20 protein-coding genes are annotated in these 23,698 nt (G+C 46.0%); 1 reads left to right on the top strand and 19 read right to left on the bottom strand.

Translation table 11 applies throughout. The features are described 5' to 3' along the window. Nucleotides 1–15 precede the first annotated feature (15 nt). Nucleotides 16–1,818, top strand: a complete 1,803-nt coding sequence (locus PCH02S_RS27010; protein WP_246069270.1) for an ABC transporter ATP-binding protein — start codon at nt 16–18, stop codon at nt 1,816–1,818. A gap of 53 nt (nt 1,819–1,871) precedes the next feature. Here the strand turns inward: PCH02S_RS27010 and PCH02S_RS27005 are convergent, their stop codons facing one another. The 19 genes from PCH02S_RS27005 to PCH02S_RS26915 form a co-directional block, all read right to left on the bottom strand. Further along, complete coding sequence (locus PCH02S_RS27005; RefSeq protein WP_127457212.1) at nt 1,872–2,213, bottom strand: DUF1801 domain-containing protein; 342 nt, start codon at nt 2,211–2,213, stop codon at nt 1,872–1,874. Next, nucleotides 2,194–3,480: an RNA polymerase sigma factor gene (locus tag PCH02S_RS27000; RefSeq protein WP_127457211.1), complete on the bottom strand. Its 1,287-nt coding sequence runs from the start codon at nt 3,478–3,480 to the stop codon at nt 2,194–2,196. Before PCH02S_RS27000 ends, PCH02S_RS27005 begins: the two co-directional genes overlap by 20 nt. Continuing rightward, nucleotides 3,477–3,911 carry a YciI family protein gene (locus PCH02S_RS26995; RefSeq protein WP_127457210.1) on the bottom strand — a complete coding sequence of 145 codons (435 nt, stop codon included), beginning with the start codon at nt 3,909–3,911 and terminating at the stop codon, nt 3,477–3,479. The genes PCH02S_RS27000 and PCH02S_RS26995 overlap by 4 nt, the downstream gene beginning before the upstream one ends. Before the next feature lie 119 nt (nt 3,912–4,030). Beyond that, nucleotides 4,031–5,902, bottom strand: coding sequence for a heparinase II/III domain-containing protein (locus tag PCH02S_RS26990; RefSeq protein ID WP_164819757.1), 1,872 nt, complete (start codon nt 5,900–5,902; stop codon nt 4,031–4,033). A 17-nt stretch (nt 5,903–5,919) separates the two neighbouring features. Beyond that, the gene (locus PCH02S_RS26985) at nt 5,920–6,423 is read right to left on the bottom strand and encodes a GNAT family N-acetyltransferase (protein ID WP_127457208.1); all 504 of its coding nucleotides are present in this window, start codon (nt 6,421–6,423) and stop codon (nt 5,920–5,922) included. A gap of 137 nt (nt 6,424–6,560) precedes the next feature. Beyond that, nucleotides 6,561–7,559: a 4-hydroxythreonine-4-phosphate dehydrogenase PdxA gene (gene pdxA, locus PCH02S_RS26980; RefSeq protein WP_174806827.1), complete on the bottom strand. Its 999-nt coding sequence runs from the start codon at nt 7,557–7,559 to the stop codon at nt 6,561–6,563. Further along, on the bottom strand, nt 7,556–8,866 hold the full coding sequence (locus tag PCH02S_RS26975; RefSeq protein WP_127457206.1) for a four-carbon acid sugar kinase family protein: 1,311 nt from the start codon (nt 8,864–8,866) through the stop codon (nt 7,556–7,558). Before PCH02S_RS26975 ends, pdxA begins: the two co-directional genes overlap by 4 nt. Nucleotides 8,867–8,899: 33 nt before the next feature. Beyond that, a complete protein-coding gene (locus PCH02S_RS26970; protein ID WP_127457205.1) occupies nt 8,900–9,859 on the bottom strand; it encodes a 2-keto-3-deoxygluconate permease in 960 nt (319 codons plus the stop codon). 122 nt (nt 9,860–9,981) lie between these two features. Next, complete coding sequence (locus PCH02S_RS26965) at nt 9,982–11,823, bottom strand: sigma-54-dependent Fis family transcriptional regulator (RefSeq protein ID WP_127457204.1); 1,842 nt, start codon at nt 11,821–11,823, stop codon at nt 9,982–9,984. Between the two features lie 251 nt (nt 11,824–12,074). Further along, complete coding sequence (locus PCH02S_RS26960; RefSeq protein WP_127457203.1) at nt 12,075–13,037, bottom strand: NAD(P)H-dependent glycerol-3-phosphate dehydrogenase; 963 nt, start codon at nt 13,035–13,037, stop codon at nt 12,075–12,077. 141 nt (nt 13,038–13,178) lie between these two features. Next, nucleotides 13,179–13,676: a DUF1036 domain-containing protein gene (locus PCH02S_RS26955; RefSeq protein ID WP_127457202.1), complete on the bottom strand. Its 498-nt coding sequence runs from the start codon at nt 13,674–13,676 to the stop codon at nt 13,179–13,181. A gap of 114 nt (nt 13,677–13,790) precedes the next feature. Beyond that, the gene (locus PCH02S_RS26950; protein WP_164819756.1) at nt 13,791–14,171 is read right to left on the bottom strand and encodes a MerR family transcriptional regulator; all 381 of its coding nucleotides are present in this window, start codon (nt 14,169–14,171) and stop codon (nt 13,791–13,793) included. A gap of 88 nt (nt 14,172–14,259) precedes the next feature. Continuing rightward, nucleotides 14,260–15,078, bottom strand: coding sequence for a substrate-binding periplasmic protein (locus tag PCH02S_RS26945; RefSeq protein ID WP_246069268.1), 819 nt, complete (start codon nt 15,076–15,078; stop codon nt 14,260–14,262). Between the two features lie 79 nt (nt 15,079–15,157). Further along, nucleotides 15,158–16,813, bottom strand: coding sequence for an MGH1-like glycoside hydrolase domain-containing protein (locus PCH02S_RS26940; RefSeq protein WP_127457199.1), 1,656 nt, complete (start codon nt 16,811–16,813; stop codon nt 15,158–15,160). Nucleotides 16,814–16,888: 75 nt separating this feature from the next. Beyond that, nucleotides 16,889–18,229, bottom strand: a complete 1,341-nt coding sequence (locus tag PCH02S_RS26935; protein ID WP_127457198.1) for an ABC transporter substrate-binding protein — start codon at nt 18,227–18,229, stop codon at nt 16,889–16,891. A gap of 111 nt (nt 18,230–18,340) precedes the next feature. Continuing rightward, nucleotides 18,341–19,180 (bottom strand): carbohydrate ABC transporter permease, encoded by an 840-nt coding sequence (locus PCH02S_RS26930; protein ID WP_127457197.1) that lies wholly within the window; start codon nt 19,178–19,180, stop codon nt 18,341–18,343. Nucleotides 19,181–19,184: 4 nt separating this feature from the next. Then, nucleotides 19,185–20,102, bottom strand: a complete 918-nt coding sequence (locus tag PCH02S_RS26925) for a carbohydrate ABC transporter permease (RefSeq protein WP_127457196.1) — start codon at nt 20,100–20,102, stop codon at nt 19,185–19,187. Between the two features lie 86 nt (nt 20,103–20,188). Next, entirely contained in the window at nt 20,189–21,796 is a 1,608-nt protein-coding gene (locus PCH02S_RS26920; protein ID WP_127457195.1) for a response regulator transcription factor, read from the bottom strand. Next, on the bottom strand, nt 21,789–23,591 hold the full coding sequence (locus tag PCH02S_RS26915) for a sensor histidine kinase (protein WP_127457194.1): 1,803 nt from the start codon (nt 23,589–23,591) through the stop codon (nt 21,789–21,791). Before PCH02S_RS26915 ends, PCH02S_RS26920 begins: the two co-directional genes overlap by 8 nt. Nucleotides 23,592–23,698 lie beyond the last annotated feature (107 nt).

The following is a 23,698-nucleotide window of genomic DNA, read 5'->3' as shown; positions in this document are numbered from 1 at the left end:
GCCCCTGACGTCCCGATGATCACGGGGCCGATTGGTCGGGGAGGCCGTGCTCCTGCCGTGAAGCCCAAAAATTTTAAAGGAACCCTACGCCGTCTGTGGTCCTATTTAGGCACCGAACGAAAATGGCTGACGATCGTTTTTCTGTTTATTATTGCCGACTCCGCCCTAACCTTGGCCGGCCCTTATCTCATTGGTGTAGCCGTTGACGCGATGGCTGTTGGCCAAGTTAACTATAACGTCCTTGATGTGACGCTGATTGTTCTCCTCTCCACGTACATTGCTGATGGCGGTCTTACTTTCCTGCAAAGCTGGGTAATGGCCGGACTTGCACAGCGCGTCGTGAAGCGACTCCGGCAAACGATGTTTGCGAAGCTTCAAAAGCTGCCTCTTGCTTTCTTCGACGGACGCTCTCACGGGGATATCATGAGCCGGCTATCGAATGATATTGACAACGTGAGCAACTCGATCTCACAGTCCACTACACAGCTGATGTCAGGATCCATAGCCATCGTTGGATCGTTAGTGATGATGTTGATCTTAAGCCCTACCCTGACTCTGGCGAGCCTTATTACCGTGCCACTCGTGTTCTTCCTCGCCAAAACCATTACCAAGCGAACGAGTGTGTTATTCAAAGGCCAACAGGCACAGCTCGGTAAGCTGAATGGCCACATTGAGGAAACGATTTCCGGTCTTCTCGTTGTCAAAGCCTTTAACCGTGAGAAGAAAGCTATCGATGAATTTAATAACGTGAACGAAAAGCTTTATGAGGTTGGGCTAAAAGCGCAAATCTGGTCCGGTTTTTTGATGCCTCTCCTCAGCGTTATCAATAATATCGGCTTCTCCGCCGTTGCGATCGTCGGCGGTGTTCTAGCCGTCAAAGGTCACATCACCGTCGGCGTTATTGCCAGCTTCCTGAGCTATTCGCGCCAATTTGTGAGGCCGCTTAACGAGATCGCGAACACGTACAACGTGCTGCAGTCAGGTGTTGCGGGAGCAGAGCGTGCTTTTGAAGTGCTCGACGAAGCCGAAGAAGTCGAAGATGAACCAGGAGCTGTCGAACTGGTAAAACCCGTCGGTCACGTCACTTTCCAGGACGTCACCTTCGGCTATCGGCCGGATAGGCCGATTATCAATCAAGTCAGTTTCGACGCGCCGGCTGGCAGCAGCCTTGCGCTCGTCGGACCGACAGGCGCAGGCAAGACGACGATTGTCAATTTGGTGACTCGATTCTATGACGCCACAAGCGGCACGATCTTGATTGACGGACGCGATATTAAATCATACACGCGTGACAGTCTACGCCGCAGCTTCGGCATCGTGCTGCAGGATACGTATCTATTCTCCGGCACCATTAAGGAGAACATCAAATACAGCAAGCCCGATGCCAGCGATGCTGAAGTGGTTGCCGCTGCGAAGCTCGCGAATGCTGATGCCTTCATTAGCCGGCTGCCGAAGCGTTACGACACCCCGCTCTCCGAGAACGGCGGTAATTTAAGTCAAGGGCAGCGCCAATTGCTTGCGATTGCGCGCGTCATCCTGGCGGATCCCTCCATTCTCATTCTGGACGAGGCGACGAGCAGCATTGATACGCGGACGGAATTGCATATTCAGGAAGCCCTCCTCTCGATCATGAAAGGGCGCACGAGTTTCATTATTGCGCATCGGCTGAATACAATTCGGGATGCGGATACAATTATGGTTATTGATCGAGGCGAAATCGCCGAACAAGGCAGTCACAACACATTGATGGGCCAAGATGGCACGTATTCCCGGATGTTTTCCAATCAGTTTAAAAATCTCGAAAGTGCAGCGGAATAGACACACTACAGCCCCAGGATGCTTAGCATTCCTGGGGCTGTTTTCTTAATTGCTTAAAGACCTGCAACAGCTTGGCTAACTAAGGAGGACAACAGCTCGGGATCAAAGGCTTGCCCTTGCTTCAGCTTCATCGTCTTTCTTTCTGGTGGACCGTCGAATAATCCGTTCGGAAAAGTTAACCCATTAGCATTAAAAATGGTGAAGCTTACTGCGTCTTTGGACGTAGATATAACGGCGGCGTATTTACCATTTTTCAAAAAATGCGGTTTCTTATATTGCATGCGTTCATGCACGTCCGGGACGACTTCCTGGACAATTTGTCGCAGTTTGACAGACATGTCCCTCTGCCACGGTTCTTTCAACGCCTCAATAAAATCAGTTACTTCCGGACTCATGTTGCAACATCTCCTTTGTTAACTTTGCAGATTTAATTTCTTCCACACGTTTCAATAAAAGTTCCTTCTCACGTTCATTCCTTGTCATGGATGCGGCACGATCGAATTCCTTGCAGGCTTCATCATCCCGTCCTAACTTAACCAAGAGATCACCGCGAACACTCGGTAACAAATGGTATTCCTTTAAGGATGGCTCCGACTGCAGCTCGTCAACGATCTGTAATCCGAATGCTGGACCAAACGCCATTGAAATAGCAACAGCCCGGTTTAGCTCAACAATCGGCGACGGTGATACTCTTGAAAGCGCTTCGTATAACGCAGCAATTCGGACCCAATCCGTCTCTGCTGCTGTTCGCGCCTGTGCATGACAGGCCGAAATCGAAGCCTGAAGTGTATATGGACCAAGAGCCTTACCTAGCTTCTTGCTTCGTTCTAGAGCGATCAAACCTCGGCGAATCAGCAAATAGTCCCAACGTGCTCGATTTTGATTCATGAGAAGCACGGGTTCGCCTTCGGTGTTAACCCGTGCTTTAAACCGGGAAGATTGAATCTCCATCAAGGCGACAAGTCCATGCACCTCAGGTTCCTCCGTTGCAATCTCAGCCAGAACACGTCCGAGCCGCAATGCCTCCTGACATAATAAGGGGCGGATCCAATGCTGCCCCGATGTTGCCGAATACCCTTCATTGAACATGAGGTAAATGACTTCAAGCACGGCAGTCAGACGGTCCTTGAGTTCCTCATTCGGCACTTCAAAGGGAACCTTTCCTGTGCTCAGGTTTTTTTTGGCCCGCACGATTCGCTGGGCAATCGTAGACTCAGCGACGAGAAAAGATCGCGCAATCTCTTCCGTCGTAAGCCCGCATAACAGGCGAAGGGTCAACGCAACTCTTGCTTCCTGCGATAGGCTGGGATGGCAAGTCATAAAGATCAATCGGAGGATGTCATCCCCGATCTCCCCGTCCCAATGTTCATTTTCTATAAATAATTCCATCTGGTGTCCAATCTCCATATACTTTTGATCACGTAATTTATTTCTGCGCATATGATCAATGGCTCGCCGTTTGGCCGTTGTCATCAGCCATGCGCCCGGATTATCTGGAATATTGTGATCGGACCATCGATCGAGAGCAATGACTAGAGCATCCTGGGCAAGATCCTCGGCGAGACTAACATCGCGCACCATTCGCGTTAATGCTGCAATAATTTTGGGCGATTCGATTCGCCATATGGTATCGAGGGTTCGATGAGTTTGGGACAAGTTCACGCTTTATGCTGCTCCCGTACTTGCTCACGAAGGGCTGCGTCTTTCGCAACTATTTCCGGATTGTCCGCCAGTTCCTCCATCTCGAACACCTGTCTGAGTTCAATTTCCCCTTGGCCAAAACCATGAGGATCCGGCATGCGCATCGCCCATTCGATCGCTTCTTCCCTGGACTTAACTTCAATTAACGTATATCCGGCGATCATTTCTTTGGCTTCGGTGAACGGGCCATCAACCACTTTCGGTTTGCCCCCAGGCTCCGGGTAAGAAATCCGTATGCCGCTAGAGCTTGGCTGCAGGCCATCGGCAGCGAGCAAAACGCCTGCTCGCACTAATTCCTCATTATACTTTTGCATAGCGTCAAGTAGCTCTTGACTTGGCTTGTTTCCTGCCTCTGAATCTGTTGTAGCTTTAACGATCATCATGAATCTCATAAATGTATCCCTCCGATTTTTGTATTGGTTTTGCCAGCTGTACGACATCTGGGAAGAATCTTACGCTCTATAAGGACGACGAATTAAAAATGGCAGAATCGACACGTTACCAAAAAAATTTATTTACTTATTTTGATAATAGAATCGCCATGGTTTACAGCTGTCTTTGCACTAAGCATGATCCTGTACAACTGGCTACCCCATGCCTCTCTCATGACTTCGTCGTCCAGAATAATGGTGTCGACTGAAACCGCAAACAATTCTTCATTGTAACGGATAGTTAATCCATGATTGTTCACATCTTGCAACGCAATGCTGCCTATCCCCTCGATCTGCGGTGAATGTGGGGTCATGAACACTAGTGTAATATCGTCTGAAGTGTGCGTTAATTGAAATTGATCATGAATTTCAATATACGGATTTGAGTCACGAATGAGTTTAAATGCACGTTTCCAACTAGTGATCCCTGCAGCTTCCGGGTAGGCCTTCGCTATGTTCATCGTGATCGAAGCCATTGTCGCCTCTTGGTGATAATGGACTCGATCAGCTTCATACGGTCTGCCAGCCAGCTGCTGGGCCTCATTCACAAGCGGCAGATTATGATAAGCAGACTGCATCGTCCATAAGCTGTAACGCTCTGAAAAGAATGTTTTCGACGTATAGGTCCCTACCCCGGGATCAATAATCATGGGAGAACCATCACAATATACGATAAAATGTCCAATGTCATTGTGATTATGGCTCTCATCATTGTGTCCACCCTTAGCCGCGAGATACAGTCCATCGGAAGAACCTTCCTGCTCCCTCGCAGCCATAACTTGCATCTCGGCAAACCAAGTATCCCTAAGGTAAGGAGATTCACCGATATACTGCTCCATTTCTGAGTAATGAAAGATGGCTGACAATTGACGATACATGATGGAAAACTGCACGAATGTTGATTTCTCACGCTTTTTCTTCAACTCTATAGCCCCAAGTCCAGACAGTCTAGCATCCTCAATTCTGAGCCCATATCGGTACATGAGATCTGCTGGAACGTTAACTTTAGGAGAGCAATCAGCAAAGTTGGCATAAAAGGAGCCATCAATGTACGCTTTGTAAATGTAACGACCCACGTTTTGAATCAGTGGCTCTTGAAAGACGTCCAACTTTCCATTTGTGGCTCCATAAAGCAGTTCCAGACTATCGAACAACATGCCACCGGCATAGATCCAATATTTTGGTCCTTCTTCACACCCGCCATCAGGATCGAGTCGTTGGATGTACTTATCCAAGCTGTGCATCGCTTTGACAACCGCTGCTTCACGGCGCTGCTGATCGTCTTCCAAGAGTAAAAATGCCATCAGGCAATTGGAGTTGCACCACGGATTCCAATTGTTCAGCATGTTCTCTTGATTGAATCCCATCCACCAGAAATCAGTACGTTGTAAGTAGGGATCAAGAATCCGAGTTTTCACTTCAAAATGTATACGCTCACAAATCATCCGACTCATGGTATCCAGTTTATTTTTCAGCAGATAACATGTCCACGCCAGCAGTGCTGCAGTTTCAGCAGCGAACAGTTCAATAATTCGGTCTGATACATCTGGAAGCGGATCCTGTCTTCTCATCATATAACCATGTCCAGGAATTCCCCAGAATGTTTCTTCACATATACACCAGATCCCGTTGACGATATCGTCCATAAAGCGCCCATGATTCTCGATACATTCAGCAATAACCAGTGAAGCAAGATCCTGTCTTCGATCCAATAAAACCGTGTCATATCTGACTCGGTTCCCAGTTCTACTGAAGTCCATGTACTGCGTGGCCGTGATCGTTGGCCATGAATAATTAAGCCTGCTTTCGCCCTTATTTATCCAAAAACATTTCAGATTCTGTGGAAGCTCACACCATTCCGATCGATCTTCACTAGTTGGAAAAGGCTTATAATTCTCCCTGGACAGCAAAACCTCTTTTACAATTTCAGCATCATAACGATCTGATAACATCAAAATCATCCCCTACGTTAGATGTACAGAACCATTAAATCCTCATCAAAATACTGTCCGTTATACTTCAAAGCTTTACGTTCCACGCCATAAATTTCAAAACCTAAGGACTTATACAATTTTTTGGCAATGACATTTTCAGACAGAACGATTAAATTGATTTGCTCCAATCCCTCATAACTGCTTGCTCTTCTAACCAGTTCCAGCATTAGTTTTTTGCCTAAACCTTGCCCGCCTGCTTCCGGTGCGACATACATCCCATAGACATTTCCTTTATGGCTGCTTTTCATGCCGCTATCTCGAACAAAGCTTACACTGCCAACCAGCGATCCGTGTTCATCAAAAGCGCCAAGTACAAACTTCCCATCCATGGGTTTAATTCTTTCTACGAAGGTTTCCAACGAAAATTGCACTTCTCTTTCATAAGTCGAGCCAAAAGCCTCAGGGCTGAGTTTCAATGCCTTTAATCGTAATTCTTGATACAACTCGGCATCGAACTCCTTCAAAACTCTTATATTCATCACAAGACTCCTCCTGGCTTCTAATTTCCTGTCTTTTACTATTCTTCATTTCATTATTAAACACCTTTAAGATCCAATGGCAAAAAACCTCTGAACACGGCACATTGGCCATATTCAGAGGTTTATTAACCGAACTCTTATTGTTCGCGTTTAGGAGCTAATTCAATCGCTTGCTTAATCGCTTCTTTCAGACTTTGATCGTCCGCAATTCCTTTGCCGGCAATATCGAATGCAGTACCATGATCTACGCTGGTTCTAATGATCGGAAGACCAACGGTAATATTGACACCGGCTTCGAGCCCTAATACTTTGATCGGACCATGTCCTTGATCATGATACATGGCAACGACGATATCGAAGTCTCCCCGCGTCGCACGGAAGAATAGCGTATCGGCAGGCAGTGGTCCTACGACTTGAATGCCTTCTTCTTGCGCCTTCTTCACAGCAGGAACAACTTTTTCATCTTCTTCGCCATATCCAAAAAGGCCGTTCTCTCCCGCATGCGGATTGATCCCGCAGACGGCAATTTTAGGCTGCGCATAACCAGCCTTTTGCAAAGTTTCGTGAGCCATTCGAATGACTTTATAGACACGTTCCGGATTGATCATACGTACAGCATCCAGAATACCAACGTGCGTCGTGACGTGAATGACTTTCAATTTTGGCGCCGAAAGCATCATGGAGAAATCCTCGGTACCCGTCAAATCCGCCAAAATTTCGGTATGGCCCGGGTAAATGTGTCCACCTTTATGAAGCGCTTCTTTATTCAGTGGAGCGGTACAAATGGCATCAATTGCTCCCGCGTTAGCCAGTTCAATCGCTTGTTTCAAATACATGAATGCGGCATGTCCGGCTTCTTTGGATACTTGACCAATGGGAAGATCAGCCGGCAATAAGTTTAGATCATAACAATCCACTGTTCCGGGCTCAAACTTCGCTTCTTCCACAGAAGCAATTCGGCGTACAAGAAGCCCTGTTTGAACGAACTGATCCGCTCTTTCTAATAATTTAGCGTCTCCGATAACAAAAGGACGGCAAGTTTGATAGATTTGGGCATCTTTCAGTGATTTCATGATGATTTCCGGACCTACGCCTGCTCCATCACCCATTGTTATGCCTATGATTGGTCTATTCATTGAAATGTTTCCCCCTTTAATGCTTTTTTAGCCTTGGATAAGCTATGTTCTTTCCCGAAAGCTCCCGCTTTTGTAACCGCCCATACGGGTTGTTTACGAACGAGGAGGCCTAGCGGGATACCTGGTTCTATTTCTTTTATCAATTGGATAGAAGATACGCCCAAATGCTTACATACACCTTTTGCCGTATCTCCTCCTGTTAAAATAACCCCTTGCAGCTCGATACTCTCCATAATCTCGGAGGCGATTGCACCCAATATATGCGAGATCTGGTTGGATACTTCCGTCGAGTCTAATCCTCTTTGCAAACCTGCTGACTTCGTCAAGCGAACTTGATCAGGAGATGAACTCGCGCATAGGGAAACATCCAAACCGTTTCGTAGTGCAGCCAGAAGCTCTCTTCCACAACGTTCAATCTCAGTCCTTAAGCCTTCTTCGGAAGCAATCGCTTGTACCGTATCTAATTCTACGGCAATGACTTGCGGATCACTGTTATAAGCGGCCACTTGCCCCCGAGTCACCTGTGAGATGCTTCCTGCGACTAACATCACAGGTTTCGTCCCGCCTGATAGTTGCGGCGCAGAATCACTTGTACGAACAGGAAGCGATAACGCATCAGGCAGGAAATCAGCCAATCCAGCGGAACCCGCCCATAGTATTTTATAGCTGGTTTGGGCAACCCATTCCGCGATATGCTGGACATCTTCTTCAGTTGCAGCATCGAAAACGATGAGTTCCGTTTCTGCCTCAAGGAGTGATTGAATATTTAGATGCACCTGATCTTTTCCTGCATGTAGGATTTCTAAAGGAATAAGGCCGACTTTACGCTTGGATTGCGAAGCAAATAATTTCACTAAATCGGATTCTTTGACTGGACATTTCGGGTCATTGGCGATTTCGGTTTCGCTGACCGGAACGCCGTTCAGATAATGTACACCCTGTAATGTGGTACGGCCAATTGTAGGGAAAGCCGGTGCAACGACAGCAAAGTCATACGGAATGACATCCATCACAGCGTCGATTTCAACGCCCAGATTTCCTCGAAGGGTAGAGTCCATTTTCTTATAAATATGCGGGAAAGCCGCTTGATCGATCTGACATGCCGCTTCTTTCACCCTGGCATACGCGATCTCTTGCAGAGTGGAACGGCTGTCGGTATCAATGACGATTGCCTCCATCGTCTGTTGTGATTTAGAAACTTGCTCGATATCAAAAAACACTTGTGTTTGCAGCCCTTTTCTTGCAAATTGTACACCTGAGTCGGAAGCTCCGGTCAAGTCATCTGCAATGATGGCAATTTGTTTCATGGTGCAGTTCCTCCCATGCAAATCTCGAACGATTTAGTTGATTTGGCTCTTAGCTCCAATTTTTTTGGCATACCAAGCGGTTACGATCGGCACAAGGATGGCTGTCACGATCACGCAAGAAGCTACCAATGCGGTTGCAGAGGGTACAAGAGGAGCATAGGCAGCATTCGCCGCGGCTACAGCCGCCGGTACACCTGCTGCGTTTCCTGCTGTCGAAGCGGCTGATATACCGGCAATGCCATTGCCGCCAATCAAGCGGTCAATCAGTGTCAAAGTAAGTCCCGTCACAGCGACGACGCCAATACCAAGCAATACGCCAAGGAAACCGGCTTTCCAAACCGTCTGAAGATTCAACCCTGCTCCCAAAGCAAAAGCAAAGAAGGGAACTAAAACAGGTACAGCTTTGGATAAAAACTCACGCATTTCTTTGTCTAAATTCCCCAAGATCATACCTACGATTAATGGCAAAATCGCACCTACGAAAGTCTGCCATGGAAATGCGGCTAAACCTGCGATACCCAATGAAATCATCGTAAAGAATGGCCCCGATTCCAAGCTCATGACAGAGTAAGCGCCAACATCTTCTTTCTTGCCGAATTGCCCCATTAAAGCCATATACAATCCGCCATTTGTATCATTCATGGCCGCTACGATAGCCAATACGGATATACCGGCGAAAAAGCCTTCGCTAATCATGCCGTTGCCTAGAAACTTGGCTGCTATAAAACCAACAACGATAGCTGTTAAAATCTTCGTTCCAAGCAGTGTTCCACCCTTTTTCAAAATGTAAGGGGTTGCTTTAAAATTAATGGTTGAACCCATACAGACATAGAATACAGCTAAAATTGGCAAAGACCCCGTCATCAATGCGCCTGTGAAAGATCCAAATGTTTTGCCCATTGTAGGGAATAATGTTGTAATAATAGCCCCCAAAATGAGCGGAACAATCATCATACCCCCGGGAATCCGATCAATGGCTGCCTTAATTCTCATGGTGTGCTTCCTCCTAAGAAGTTTTGTTGAGCATATAGTTGCAATATGCAACACCTATATTCGTTATCGCCCATGTGATGATTATAAGACAGGTGTTCTACGATAACAACGGGGTCAATCGTTTAAATTTGCAACACATCTTTCAGTTTTCTCCAGAGGGTTGAACGATTAATTCCTAGTCGTTTCGCAGCTTTCGATTGGTTCATACCTTCTTTTTCTAATATTTCCAAAAGAATGCGCTGCTCAATTTCATCCCAAGTCCCCGATAAATTGATCGTTGCCAATTGACTGGTTGCTTCATTTTGCAACGATTCTTTTACTTTTTGCCAACCTTCTTTGGCTTCATTCAAGCCGATATAATGACCGTTCGTACAGGCAAGCATGCTCTCAAGGACGATCCTCAGTTGGTGGATGTTTCCTGGCCAGAGCTTGTGCATGAGATCATCTTCTAGCACCTCTTGCCGGATCCCAACGATTTGTTTACCATGCCGTGAGTTGTAATTCGCAATTAAAACTCGGGCGATCTCATCAATATCTTCCAATCTTTCGCGCAAAGGCGGCAGGCTGATGTACATATCCATGAAGGCCAGGACAAAAGAAGGCTCCATCTCTTCTTTCTTTAGCATCAGCTTAATCGGATGGGAAGTTGTTACAATGATCCGTACGTTCGTACCTGTTGTCATTGTAGAAAGCAATTTGCGCTGCAGCCGCTGACTAACATGTTGGATATTTTCCAGACAAATCGTTCCGACAGATTCTCTGAAAAGCAGTCCCGGATAGTCGTCTGTTCCGAGTAGAACCGCTTCCTGCTCCTCCTCCGATAATTGCTCGCAAGGAATGATGTACAGCGCGTCCCCTGCTCTCTCGCTAGCGGAATGAATGGCTTGACAGAATAGCTGCTTCCCGCTGCCCTCTTCTCCCGATATCCAAATGGGATAACGCGTCTGCGCCATCGTTTTGGCACGTTTGATTGCTTGCAGAATGACACTGCTGGAACCCATCACTTGGGCAAACGTTGCAATCCGGTCGGTTATTTGGAAATTGTAAGTAGCGGTGCTGTTCAGTTGATTCTCTGATGGATATAAATAAATGAAGTATCGGTAGCTTATCCGATTTTGATTGGAAGGTACGATGATTTCAATGCTTACCTGCCTTTTTTGAAACCATTTTGTTTGCTTATTTACGCCGCTCGTTGTTCCTTTACCGGCTTCCTCCAAATAACGGCTCCATATCGGATCGATACCGGCCAGATTCATCCCGCGAATGACAGCGCTGTTGTAACCTAATAATGACGCGGCTGCTTCATTGGCATAAAGGATGCCACCGTTCTCATTGACAGCCATAACGCCCGTCCGGTGATGTTCCAGAATATGCTCAAATAAATGTTCGCTCTCCTGAGCTTTCCAGACGAATTCATAGATCCTTTTCACCTCTTCAAGCGCTTCAAGCACGGACTCCCGTCCGCTGGTAATCAAAATGCCGTTATAGCCCATTTGCTCAGCTGTATTCACAGTGACAACGTCTCCCAGTACGATTTGGGCATCCTGTTCAAAAGCTTTTTTCAGCGCTTCAGGAACATCATCCGCCCGATCTACCGAATAGATGGGAATTTCGTAATCGAGCAGGCTGGATACCTCTGCGACGCCGCGACAAATATTAGGAAAACCAATGATAGCTACCTTGCTATTTGAATTTTTCACCAAGGTGAGCACTCTCAAAATATCGTATCCGGAGACTGGAATATCGACCACAGGCGTTGTTACCTGACTTTTTATAAGTGTTGAGGTTCCCCCGCGGCTCAAGATGACATCATATTTTCCTTTGGCAGCGTGGATGATAGGAAGAGCATTATGAAGATCCGCAACTTCAATATCGATCTTTATTCGTGGATCGTCTTTTGCGATACTTTCTATTAAACCCTTTAATCCGGGGTATGGAGCGATTGCCAGTACTCTGATTTGCATATGAAATGAGTCCCCTTTGTTAAAACATTAAAGTGTTGCACATTACAACATATATGTAATATTATACTCTTTTTTATTTTATTATAGTCAATTATTCAACTGAATACTTGATTATGCAACAATACATTTGGCATCTGTATAGTCCGAACAAATGAAATAGCCAGCTTCACATGTGTCATAATCACGTGAAGCTGGCTATTTGTTTACATAATAAATATTATGTATATTAATTTTACGTCAATATGTATTAGTTAAATGGTTTCAAATTTGACAGGTCTCATAAATAACTTCATGATCTGATCTTGCGCATCTTGCTCTTCCCAAAGGACGGCATTCACAGCCTGGCAAATGGGCAGTTCCACAGCATGCTTGGCTGACAGTTGAAGCAAGGCCTTCACCGTAGCTGCTCCTTCGGCTAATTTCTCAAAGGGCTCCTGCTTAACAAAAGCTTCCCCAAATCGACGATTATGGCTATGTTTCGAAAAAACCGTCGCCTCATAATCACCGAGATGACCCAATCCATATACAGTCAACTCATTCCCGCCCATAGCTTTAACTAACCGCGCTATTTCTTTCGTTCCCCTAGCCATTAATGCTCCTTTCAAGCTGGAATAGCCTAATCCGTCCAAGATACCTGCCGCAATGCCGATCACATTTTTCGCAGCCGCACCAATTTCATTTCCTAATACATCTTCCCCATAATAAAAGCGGATCGTTTCGCTTCCTAAGTTTTCAACGATTAACTTTGTAACTTGACTGTCGTCTGAATCAATCACCATACAGTTCGGAATGTCCTGCACGAAGTCTTGCACATGTCCGGGACCGACCCAGATGGCAACATGGACAGGCTGCTGAATTTCTTCTTTCATGACACGTGTAAGCCTTTCCCCGGTATTTCCTTCAAGACCTTTCATGCACAGAACAAATGACTTGCCTGCAAGGTTTAACGAATTCAGCTGCTTAGCAAACCCTCTAAGTTCTTGAGCACTAATCGCAATAAAGATAAGTTCAGCAAATGCAACAGCTTCTTCCAAGCTATTCGTTAACTGAATCTGTTGTGGTAAAAGCAAATAATCATTGGTTCTCGTCTCTAGCAGCTTCTGATAATTGCGGGAAGCCTCTCTTCCCCATAATTTCACATCATGTCCTTGTTTATAGGCATACCAGGATAAAAAAGATCCCCATCTTCCGCAGCCTAATACAGTCATTTTCATAACATAGCACTTCCTTTACGTCAATCTGAAGAGTGAGTACTTTCTATCCATCCACTTAGCATTATTCGCGAAAAAAGCTGACGATCCTCTCGATGCCCATGAAAACAATAAATCCGCCGGAGGGGCGGATGATAAGCTTGACTATTTTTTTGTCAACCACAAACGATTTGACGTGCGGCCTCCCAGCAGCGGTCTGCCTACTTTTCTTCCAGGCATACCTGTAGGAATTTTACGTAGTGATGAAATACCTTTGGATGGCAATGCTTCAGGACCCGCAGATTTGCTCGCGCTCCGGATTGCGGTCAATGTGAGTGTGAAATTGGCAACCAGCAAGCCTAGCCTAATTCCTCTAAAACCAACTGTTCGGCAAGTGGAACAGCCTGTATCCCAACACCATCGATACGGTGTCGAAGGGACCTGCGTGAAAAATTGCCCTGCCCAACGGCGGCCGAACGCATCTTCCGCGTAGTAATAAAACGTTTGTCCGCCAACGAACCCACTCCAAACTTGTCGCGTTTGCCCAGGGTCCACTCTGTACCAACCCGTTTTGACAAAGGTCGTTGGTCGACAGAGTAAATTAAAGTATCCGAAGGAAATAAACAGCGTAGAATTCGTAGCGTTTCGGAAACTGAAACCCATAGTTCGTCACTTCCTATCCCATTATAGTAATCTTACAGTTTATACTATGAGATTACCGGCAAATAGAAAGGGACAAACGTTGACTCTCCTAAAATATTAGCGAGAACTGGATCGCTAACTTCGCTTTCCATTTTGATCAGCTACAAGACTCTTAAAATTGTCCAATTTATAGTTCATTTTCTCAAGTGCCATGCTCATTTCAGCCATTTGCATCTCTATGTCTTCTTTGTGTTTATGAAGAACTTGATAGCAACCTTCATAGTCTTGGTCCATATAGAACTGAATATAGCGGTCGATTTCTTTTAACGGCATTTGTGTTCGTTTCAAATGTGTAATGAAAATAAATCGTTCCAGATCGCCGCTCGTATATTCCCGCCGTCCATTGCTTTTACGATGAGGTGAGGGCAAGATTCCGATTTTCTCATAATAACGTATCGTATCTATGCTCAGGCCGGTCTTCTCAGACAGCTCTGAAATTGTAAGTGTAAGTTCCATACCAAGCCTCCTTTGTAACAATTTTATCGCCTGGAGTATACTCCATGTCAACCGGAAGGGTCGCCAATAAAGCAATAAAGGCCGCCATTTAGCGACCATTCACGGTTTCGTGCTGCATTTCGTACTCCATATCTTTTTTTATCTTATCCGGCATTTGATCCGGCTTCGCGCCAAACCACTTCGTATACATCGTTTCGTAAGTTCCGTCTTTGCTGACAGCTTCGATGCCTTTGTTCACTTTGCCGATATATTTATTGCGTTTCTTCCCAACGACGGCGTATCGCTCTTTGTTAAACATTTCTCCAACCATTTTCACTTGCCCTTGCGCTTTGTCCTGTAGAAAATCATGGGCGTTACGCTCATCGAAAATAGCGGCATCCACCGTATTGTTTTTTAACTCGTTGTAGACATCAGCGACATTGGAATAGCTCCGTATTTTTGCCCCTTGAATTTCACCTGCGTAGTTAAAAGCGGTCGATCCGTTTTTGGTGGCTACCACTTTTTGAGCTAAATCCTCCTTGCTTTTAATGACACCATTGTCGGTAGATGTCAAGACGACCAGCCCTGTTTGAAAATAAGGACTGGAGTATTCAAAATTATTCTTGCGGGCATTGCTGACCGTCATACCGGCAATCGCCAGATCAACTGCGCCAGATTTGACGCTCTTGATGAGTTCTCCATGCTCCATGGGAACGAGTTCATACTTAATGTCCGCTTTTTTCGCAATTGCTTGCCACAAATCAACCTCGAAGCCCTTCTTATCCCCGTTTTCCGTATACGTGAACGGACGGAAGTTTTGCTCAATGCCGACTTTGACCGTTTCCTGTTTCCCGCACCCTGAGGCAGCAAGTATAACCAACAGGACGGCTAACAGAGCGATGCCCCGCTTGCTTCGATTTCCAACCATAACTTGGATACCCTCCTTCTCATAACAACGGTATTATTTGTTAATCGATGAGAGGTTATACTTGGTTATTTACATAGAACTAACGATAAGTCGGTGCGATAACTCCCCTATCAACCTCAACCTTTTTCAGCTCTATGCCATCCATCAAATCAATTCGCTCATTTCCTTTTACAGCTACATGCCACTCATGCCCATCATAAGAAATGATCCCCTCTACTGTCCGAACGCTCATCCCGATGAGTGATGTCAGTTTTCCTTCTTGATCCGTCACAGCTCTTAACCCATTCGGAAACTGAATCAGCATCTTCCCATCCCGGTAAACAATCGATTGATCCAACGTATTTACGAGTTCAAAAGTTACACCGTCTACTTGACGACTATAGGCCGTAGCCTCAGCAATTTCTTCCCCGTGATCCACGGCGTATGGAAGCAGTCCTGTAAACCAAAGTTCATTATCCTGTCTCGGCATAATCCCGCATAGCCTTTCAACATAATCCAACACGCATAAAATAGCCGGTGAGTAGGTTTGCGTAAACCCCTCCTCGCCTGTCCAAGGACTGAGAGCTTGAGAGAACCGCGTCATTTTATGAAAAGCCGCCATGATGGGATACAGCACATACGTTAGCTCTACGAATCGTCCGTGATGTTCAAAGGCGTGCGGTGCACGGATCAGGCTGAGAAAGTTGGATGGCCCTGCCCAGCTGTTATACGATGAAAAAGGATCAAATCGAGGATCATCCATCGCGATCGAAGTAAAGGGATACTTGGCAAAGAACTTACGCGTATTGAGCAGATATTTCCTCAGCGCTTGATCGAAAAATGCTTGATCGCCAACTTCACAAGCTAGCACGCGCAGAAGGATATCCGATTGAACGCGAACCAGCTCGTCATTTTTATCCCGATCATAGAAGAACTGATCCGCTTCATCGAAGCAGTATTGGAATAAACGATTTAAGCTGGTCGCTGCTTTCTCCCGCCACGGTTCGCCGCTTTCGCCTAACTCTTCCGCCATCTTCGCCAAATAAAGGCGCTGACAATACACATTTGCCGTTAAATCCGGTGCAAGGAAAGGCAGAATCGGAGAATCCGGGTTATACACCCGCGGATCATTCCTATGCGGTGTGTCCGGTACATGCCAGAAGCGCGGCGACAAGTCATGTCCCGTATCGAACGTACAGAACGCTTCTACGGCGCCTGTACCGCGCGTATCGCGATAAGTAGCGAGCCACTCGTCATAGCGCTGCATGGCCGTGTACATTTTACGCAGAAAGGTCTGATCCTTCCCGTTCAGTTGATAATGATGCCACACACTTCGCGCAAGCGGTGTCACCAGCTGGATTTGCCTAAACGATGGGCCCGTCTCGGTCAATTTATACGGAATTAAGCCATCTTCGCGCTGGTGGTCGGCGAACATTTCATACGTCGTTTGCGAAACGGACGGTAGGAATCGTGAAAGAAGCTCGGCATTAATAGTCCCCGTACTCTCCAGCCAACAACCTAAATAGATGCCCCCTTCATGTAAAATCGGCTTGTCTCCGAGGGTTGGCACCACACAATCCAATAGCTTACGCAGCGCCTCGTAGTAGACATTCTCAAATTTATCGGAGGAGGCGGCAAATTTCACGCCATGCTGCATCCACTCTTTTACTACCTGAACATCGGAAGCTTTTTTCAGCTCACCGACCTTGTCCTCCGTCTGAATCCCGCGAAGTTTGGTAAGCACATCTTCTTTCATAAGTTTCAGCCTCTTTTCTTGTCTCAATGAAATAAAGACTGCCAGTGGCAGCCTTTTCTCCCGCATGCGGTTTTCTTATTTGTTATTGTTGAAAATTTTGACCGTACCGGTGTAGAAATCGGCTACGCCTTTTTTCACATCTTTTTTACCAAACCCGATTTCCTGTACGGTTGTTTCAATTAGTTTCGTATACTCCGTGTTGCCAGGAGGATTGTAGCTCACCGCGAATGGTTCTTTGTTCGTTGCTGCAGAGACACGGCTCGTATAATCATAGATGACTTGATCAACGGGATTCGCATCCTTCTTCAACAGCTCACGCATTTTGGATGTAACAGGAACACCACGGTCATTGCCCAAAATTTTCGCCGCATCCGGATCGTTAATCCAGTAATTCATTAGCATTGCCACTTCTTTCGGATGCTTCGTTTTGGCATAACCGGACAAGCCTTGGCTGGATTCGAATACGACACCGGTACCTTTCGGTCCGCGAGGGAGTTGAACTAACTCCAGCTTATCCGGAATCAAGTTCTGATGAGCGCCAAGCTGATTGGAAGCAAGTAAGCTCATCGCCACTTTGCCGGTAACAACGAGTGATTTGCTCGTATCCGACGGAGGGTTAGACACTTGGAGCGCCGGTGTAACCACGCCGCCAGCTTTCGTCATCGAATCCCATAAGCCGAACCACTCTTCCGCGTCCTTCTGCTCAAAACCAAGCTTCGCGTTATCCATGTCGTAAAGCATCTTGCCTCTTTGCTTCAAGTAGATATCCATGCCATCAACTGTGAAATTGTACGTACCGAATACGTCTTTGCCCAGCTTATCCGAAATTTCTATGCTTGTTTTACCAAATTCTTCCCATGTCCAACCGTCTTTTGGAACGGGGATTCCAGCTTTTTTGAACAACTCCGTATTGACAACGATCCCCCTTGCATTGGCACCGGCAGAGACATGTAGAAGTTTGCCTTTGAATGTCCCATACTGAATCATGGATTTATCCATATCGCTAAGGTCAAGTTCTTTGCCTACATAAGGGTCCATCTCCAGCAAAACGTTTTTATTGGCGTAATCAACGACGTTCCCGCCAAGGAAAAACGCATCAGGTGCTGTGCCGGAAGCGAGCTGCGTATTAAGCTTATCAAAGTAACCGGAGCTTGGCGCGAACTCACCGACAATTTTGATATTCGGATTTTTCTCTTCGAACTTGCGCAGCGCCTCATTCGTGCGATCTGCCCGTTTTTGATCGCCCCACCACATCAGCCTGAGTTCAACTGGTTCTGCTTTTGCACCACCGCTTGCCATGCTTGCCGCCGGCGCATTTGTTGTGCCGCTACTAGTACCCGTGCCTGTTCCTGAGGAACAAGCCGTTGTCACGGCCATCAAGATGGTCAACGTTGTCATGATCAACTGTTTTTTCATGGAAAATTCCCCCTGCTTTTCGTGTTATGATCGTTGATACCCTGATCGTAAAGCATTTTCAACGTACATAGAATGTCATTTCTTCGGGTGTTGACTACTCAATTTTTCGGGTTATTTCAGACCCGTAGTCGCAATGCCTTCCAAGAAATATTTCTGGAAAGATAGAAAAATCGTCATGATCGGTACCAGTGAAAGCACAGACATCGCAAGCAGCGCACCCCAATCCGATTCTCCGGAAGGATCAAACAAGGAGCGGATACCAAGTTGAACGGTAAACAATTTGATGTTGTTCAAATAAATCATTTGTGAAAAGAAGTCGTCCCACGTCCAGATAAAAGTGAAAATAGCGGTTGTAATTAAGGCAGGCACCAATAGCGGCATCATAATCCGAAAATAGATTTGACCTTGTCCGCAGCCGTCAATTGTTGCACTCTCATCCAGCTCTTTCGGGATACCACGAATGAACTGCACCATAAGAAGGATGAAGAAAGAATCGTGAGCCAGCCATTTGGGTACGATTAGCGGCAAGTACGTGTTAATCCATTCAAATTTGTTATAAATAATGTACTGCGGGACTAACGTGACATGGTAAGGAAGCATGATCGTCACCAACATAAGGCTGAACCAAAGCTTTTTGAATCTGAACTCCAAACGGGCAAAAGCATATGCAGCAAATGAGCACGTAATGATGTTTCCAAGCACTGAAAGCACCGAAATTTGCGCGGAATTCAGGAAAAATCGGCCAAACGTCGTTCCCTGCAGCCCTTTCCAGCCATTGATATAATTATCGAATGTAAATGTTGATGGCCAAAGGCTTGTATTTGAGAATATGAGCTGATTCGGTTTAAACGATGCGCTGATCAGCCACAATACGGGATACAGCATCAGCAAGCCAAAAGCGATAATCAACAAATGTTTAAGTAGTTTTGTATAGTTCCCGTTCACAGTCATTGCATCATCCCCTTTCGTCCTTGCCATCGCCGTAAAATACCCAATACTTTGAGGTCAGAAACACAACGGCCGTTAACACGCCAATCACAACAACCATGATCCATGCAAGCGCTGACGCATACCCCATATCGAAGAATGCAAATCCTTTTAAGTACAGATACAGCGTATAAAATAGGGTTGAGTTAACCGGGCCCCCGCGCCCGTCACCAATCACATAACCTGGCGTAAACACCTGGAACGAGTTAATAATGCTCATGACGAGGTTAAAAAAGATAACCGGCGATAACAAAGGCAGTGTAATCTGAAAAAACTGCCTGATCTTCCCTGCACCATCCACTTGCGAAGCTTCATACAGATCAGCGGGCACTTGCTTCAGTCCTGCCAAAAAGATTACCATCGCAGATCCAAACTGCCACACGGACAATGTAATGATCGTGGATAAAATATAGTCCGGATGTGCGACCCAAGCCGGTCCCTCAATGCCAAACAAGTTCAAAAATTGGTTGAACAATCCGTCTCCGTCGAATATTTTACGCCAAACGATGGCAATCGCAACGCTTCCCCCGAGCAGCGACGGGATGTAGTAGACGGTTCGGTATACGCCTAGCGCCCGAATTCCTTTATTCAGCGCCATTGCCACCATTAAGGCAAATATCAATCGAAGAGGCACGGACAACAAGGCATATTGGAACGTTAGTCCCATCGAATGCAGAAAGGAGTCGTCTTCCTTGAAGATCTGCACATAGTTGTCCAATCCTAGCCACCGGGGGCTGTTCAGTAAATTGAATTTTGTGAACGACAGATACAGCGAACCCAACATTGGCCCTAAGGTCAGACAGAAGAAACCGATCAGCCATGGCAATAAAAATAAATAAGCCGTACGATTTTGCCTCGAAAGGGCGGATTTTCGCAGAGATGACATGAGCGCCCTCCTCCTTCATGATCGTTTCGGGGGACGATGTGCCCCCATTAGGATCATCATAAGGATTTACGGCGCTCCTTTGAATGCTATTTCTTCGGTAGTTGATTATCAAATTTTTCAGGTGATTTGAGGCGTACTCGGTAATCGGATGGGGAAATCCCGTACATCCGCTTAAATTTTGAACTAAAATAACTTGCATTCGAAAAACCCGTCAGCTCTGCAATGTCCCACAGACTGAGCATCGTTTCCTCCAGCAGCTGTACAGCTTTCGCCATCCGTACATCCGTAATATATTGAATAAATGTTTTACCGGCTTTGGCTTTGAACATTTCGGAGAAATAGGAGGAATTATAATTAAATCGTTCAGCTAACATCGTTAAATTCAGATCGTACATGTAATTGTCTTGAATAAATTGCTCAGCAGCCTGAATCATGGAATGATCGGCATCCAGAGAGTCCTTCTCCGGCCCAGCCATGATTTTCACAGCCAGTTTATTCAGAAATTGCTGAGCCTTGGCTGCCGTATCAAAGCCCCACACCTGCTCGGGACGGAGCCACAGTTGTTCACTGCTCTCTAAAGTAATACCGGCCGTAAAAGCCATCGTATCCAGCATCAGATATAGCTGAAAAATTAGTTTCACAAAGCGAGCTTGCGAAGCGGCAATAGAGGCACTCAATTCTTTGTAAACCGCCTGCTCAAACGCGACCAAATCGCCTCGTGCCACATAACGCTGCAGCACCTTTGTCGTTTCCTCGGAAAGAACAGTTTCCATGGCGCCATGCTGCTGAATGACATTCGAACCATCATTACCTTTCAAATTCCAAGCCAATAACGCTGATAAATAACCATCCTTCCATTGCCTTAGGCCAGTTACCGTCTGACCTGTACCAATCGCAGGCTCGTATCCCAAATGTTCGGTTACTGCATGATGTAAGTTTTGTACAAAAGTTCCCAGTTCCCCTTCCTCAGTGGCGGTAACAAAATGCATCAATCCCGCATAATTCGCATCGCGAAACACATGATACAGTCCGTTTGAATTCTCTGCCGCTTCTCTGCAGAGCATCTCGAAAGGCAGCCGCAATTTGTCAGGTGAACGTTCCTGCTGCATCGTATGACGCTCAATCAAACCCGCTGTAACGAATCTCACCTGCCGGCTTTCCCAGGCATCCAGCTGAAACCACTTGGCTCTTTCCCGCAGTAATGACTCCCGTTCTACCTCTTCTTTGACAAGATGGACAAGAAAGTGTTCTTTCATTTCCTTATAATATTGCGAAAGCCGCCACTGCATCATGGCTTGCTGGTCACGTTCATTCCTTAGCCCATCCAACTCCTGAACGATTTTGCCCAGCGTTTCGGCCAGTTCATCTTGGGTCACGGGTTTAAGCAAATAATTCCTTGCCTGATTGCGAATCGCCGCTTTGGCGTATTGAAAATCCTCATAACCCGTAATAACAATCAACCGCAAAGTGGGATACTGCTCGTAACATGCTTCCAAAAAGGAAACTCCGTTCATGACGGGCATATTCATATCTGTGATGATCACATCGGCTGGATGCTGTGCCAGCCACTCCATGGCTTCAGCTCCATTGCCTGCTTCACCTGCAACGTTCAAGCCTAAGCATTCCCAGTCCACCTTGAGCTTCAAACCAAGGCGAATTTCCGGTTCATCATCGACAATAAGCACACTATACATCCAAGCTCCCTCCTTGAATAGGCAATCTCAGTGAAATACTTGTGCCTGCGAGCTCACCCGGTGCAATTTCAAACTCGAACAAATTGCCGTAGTAGAGCTGGCATCTAGCCAAAACATTGCGCAAACCGATTTGTTCCGACCTCGTTTTCAAAATATGGTCAAAATGAGAATTCAACGACTCTGCGCGCAGCTGCTGATGCAAGTCCAATGTGATTCCTGTGCCGTTATCAGCAACGGTGAGTATTAAACGCTGATCTTCACGCCGTACTCTAACAATAACCTTTGCTTCAGCCTGCTCTTTAAAGCTGTATTTTACAGCGTTTTCAATCAGCGGTTGCAAAATAAACTTGGGAATGACACATGAACGAAGCGACTCATCTTCTTCTAACGAGAGATTCAGCCTATCGGCAAATCGAATTTGTAAAATGGACGCATAATGGCGGACATATGTCAGTTCTTCTTCAAGCGGAGTTAAATCGTTGCTGATTTTCAAGGAAAAGCGCATCATTTTCCCCAAAGCTTCTATGACCTTCACGGTATCCTGTGTACGATGCTGCATCGCCAAACTGCTTAATAACTCCAGTGTATTAAATAAAAAATGCGGATTAATCTGCATCAGTAATGCTTTATATTCCGCCTGCTGTTTTAACAGCTTCAGCTCGAATTCTGTTTTGATATGATACCGGAGCCGACTGACCATGTTGCGAAATGTTGCCGTGACGTAACTAACTTCATTGCGCACCTCTTCATCAGCAGGGATCCGATTCTCGGCGCCGTCAAAATCGCCCATCTGGACATAACGCATCCCGGATGCCAGCCGTGAGAGCGGTTTCGAAATGCCGTGCGAAAGCCAGATTGCCGCAGCAATTGCCCCTACCAACAGCAAGGAACCAAAGATCAATAGACTTGTGCGCAGCTTGTACAAATTGCCATACAAATCAACTTCAGGCACAATGCCAACCAACAGCCAATTGTTAAGCTTCAGCTTTTTATAAACCATAATATCCTTAGCACCAGCTTCATTTTCCAGATAAATGACGCCATTCTGCTGCGTACTGTTACGGATTGCTTCCATTTGCTTGGCAGCCTCGGGGTGAGAGTCGTATTCATGTTGTCCGAGAACGGAATCACCTTGGCCATCCAGCAGGAAAATCGTACCTTTTTCGCCTAAATGAATCCGACTTAGCGGCTCTAGGAAAAATTGAGAGCTAACATTAATTTTCATCATATTTTTGGATTGCAAGGGCTCGAATGTGCCGATTGGCAGCAATAAACTGAGTACGTCAAACGTTTTCGAACGATTCAGTTCAATGGGATCCTTATGTGCTGACACCCATTGAATGCCTCTTGTCTTAAAACGATCGTACCACGCTTCCTTCATGAACGATGAATCATTCATCATTTGATTGTCCGCCGTGATCCATAATCCCTCCTGCCGATAAACCGTCACCGACGACACAATCGAATAATTATTGGTGGTTTGTGTTAGAAACTGACTGAGATTAATGTTTGCCAACATTTTTTCACCTGCCGGCAAGGCTGGATCTGACAGGGTATTGTCCCAGTTTTTCACCGTCGAGCTGTTAAAAACAATCGATGAAACATCATAGATTTGTACCAACGCCATGTTGACGAATGACCCGTATTCATCCATTTTTTCGAAAGCGGACGATTCGATATAAGACCGTATAATAGATCGTGACTCCGTAAAAAACAAGTAAGACATCGTCCCGAAAGAGACGAACAATAAGACGACGAAAAACACGATCAATCGGTTTTTTAGCGAGTAGAACATGTACGGCCCCCTCTAGCTAGTTATGGCATCTTTAATTACATACCATATAACGCCTTCGGGCAGCTTTTTGTCAACTGTTAAAATCGTTGGAAATAAAAAAAAATGCC

This window comes from Paenibacillus chondroitinus NBRC 15376 (assembly GCF_004000765.1).
GTDB lineage: Bacteria > Bacillota > Bacilli > Paenibacillales > NBRC-103111 > Paenibacillus_E > Paenibacillus_E chondroitinus.
The sequence above is the reverse complement of the archived record's forward strand: the minus strand, read 5'-3'. Positions and strand labels throughout refer to the sequence as shown.

What these genes read in the sequence shown, in the direction of transcription:
- PCH02S_RS26945 (WP_246069268.1), bottom strand. Translation starts at nt 15,078, where the DNA reads ATGGTTGGAAATCGAAGCAAGCGGGGCATCGCTCTGTTAGCCGTCCTG.
- PCH02S_RS27010 (WP_246069270.1), top strand. Translation starts at nt 16, where the DNA reads ATGATCACGGGGCCGATTGGTCGGGGAGGCCGTGCTCCTGCCGTGAAG.
- PCH02S_RS26940 (WP_127457199.1), bottom strand. Translation starts at nt 16,813, where the DNA reads ATGAAAGAAGATGTGCTTACCAAACTTCGCGGGATTCAGACGGAGGAC.
- PCH02S_RS26935 (WP_127457198.1), bottom strand. Translation starts at nt 18,229, where the DNA reads ATGAAAAAACAGTTGATCATGACAACGTTGACCATCTTGATGGCCGTG.
- PCH02S_RS26975 (WP_127457206.1), bottom strand. Translation starts at nt 8,866, where the DNA reads ATGAAACAAATTGCCATCATTGCAGATGACTTGACCGGAGCTTCCGAC.
- PCH02S_RS26930 (WP_127457197.1), bottom strand. Translation starts at nt 19,180, where the DNA reads ATGACTGTGAACGGGAACTATACAAAACTACTTAAACATTTGTTGATT.
- PCH02S_RS26970 (WP_127457205.1), bottom strand. Translation starts at nt 9,859, where the DNA reads ATGAGAATTAAGGCAGCCATTGATCGGATTCCCGGGGGTATGATGATT.
- PCH02S_RS26985 (WP_127457208.1), bottom strand. Translation starts at nt 6,423, where the DNA reads ATGAATATAAGAGTTTTGAAGGAGTTCGATGCCGAGTTGTATCAAGAA.
- PCH02S_RS26920 (WP_127457195.1), bottom strand. Translation starts at nt 21,796, where the DNA reads ATGTATAGTGTGCTTATTGTCGATGATGAACCGGAAATTCGCCTTGGT.
- PCH02S_RS26995 (WP_127457210.1), bottom strand. Translation starts at nt 3,911, where the DNA reads ATGAGATTCATGATGATCGTTAAAGCTACAACAGATTCAGAGGCAGGA.
- PCH02S_RS26915 (WP_127457194.1), bottom strand. Translation starts at nt 23,591, where the DNA reads ATGTTCTACTCGCTAAAAAACCGATTGATCGTGTTTTTCGTCGTCTTA.
- PCH02S_RS26960 (WP_127457203.1), bottom strand. Translation starts at nt 13,037, where the DNA reads ATGAAAATGACTGTATTAGGCTGCGGAAGATGGGGATCTTTTTTATCC.
- pdxA (WP_174806827.1), bottom strand. Translation starts at nt 7,559, where the DNA reads ATGAATAGACCAATCATAGGCATAACAATGGGTGATGGAGCAGGCGTA.
- PCH02S_RS26990 (WP_164819757.1), bottom strand. Translation starts at nt 5,902, where the DNA reads ATGTTATCAGATCGTTATGATGCTGAAATTGTAAAAGAGGTTTTGCTG.
- PCH02S_RS26955 (WP_127457202.1), bottom strand. Translation starts at nt 13,676, where the DNA reads ATGGGTTTCAGTTTCCGAAACGCTACGAATTCTACGCTGTTTATTTCC.
- PCH02S_RS26950 (WP_164819756.1), bottom strand. Translation starts at nt 14,171, where the DNA reads ATGGAACTTACACTTACAATTTCAGAGCTGTCTGAGAAGACCGGCCTG.
- PCH02S_RS26965 (WP_127457204.1), bottom strand. Translation starts at nt 11,823, where the DNA reads ATGCAAATCAGAGTACTGGCAATCGCTCCATACCCCGGATTAAAGGGT.
- PCH02S_RS27005 (WP_127457212.1), bottom strand. Translation starts at nt 2,213, where the DNA reads ATGAGTCCGGAAGTAACTGATTTTATTGAGGCGTTGAAAGAACCGTGG.
- PCH02S_RS26925 (WP_127457196.1), bottom strand. Translation starts at nt 20,102, where the DNA reads ATGTCATCTCTGCGAAAATCCGCCCTTTCGAGGCAAAATCGTACGGCT.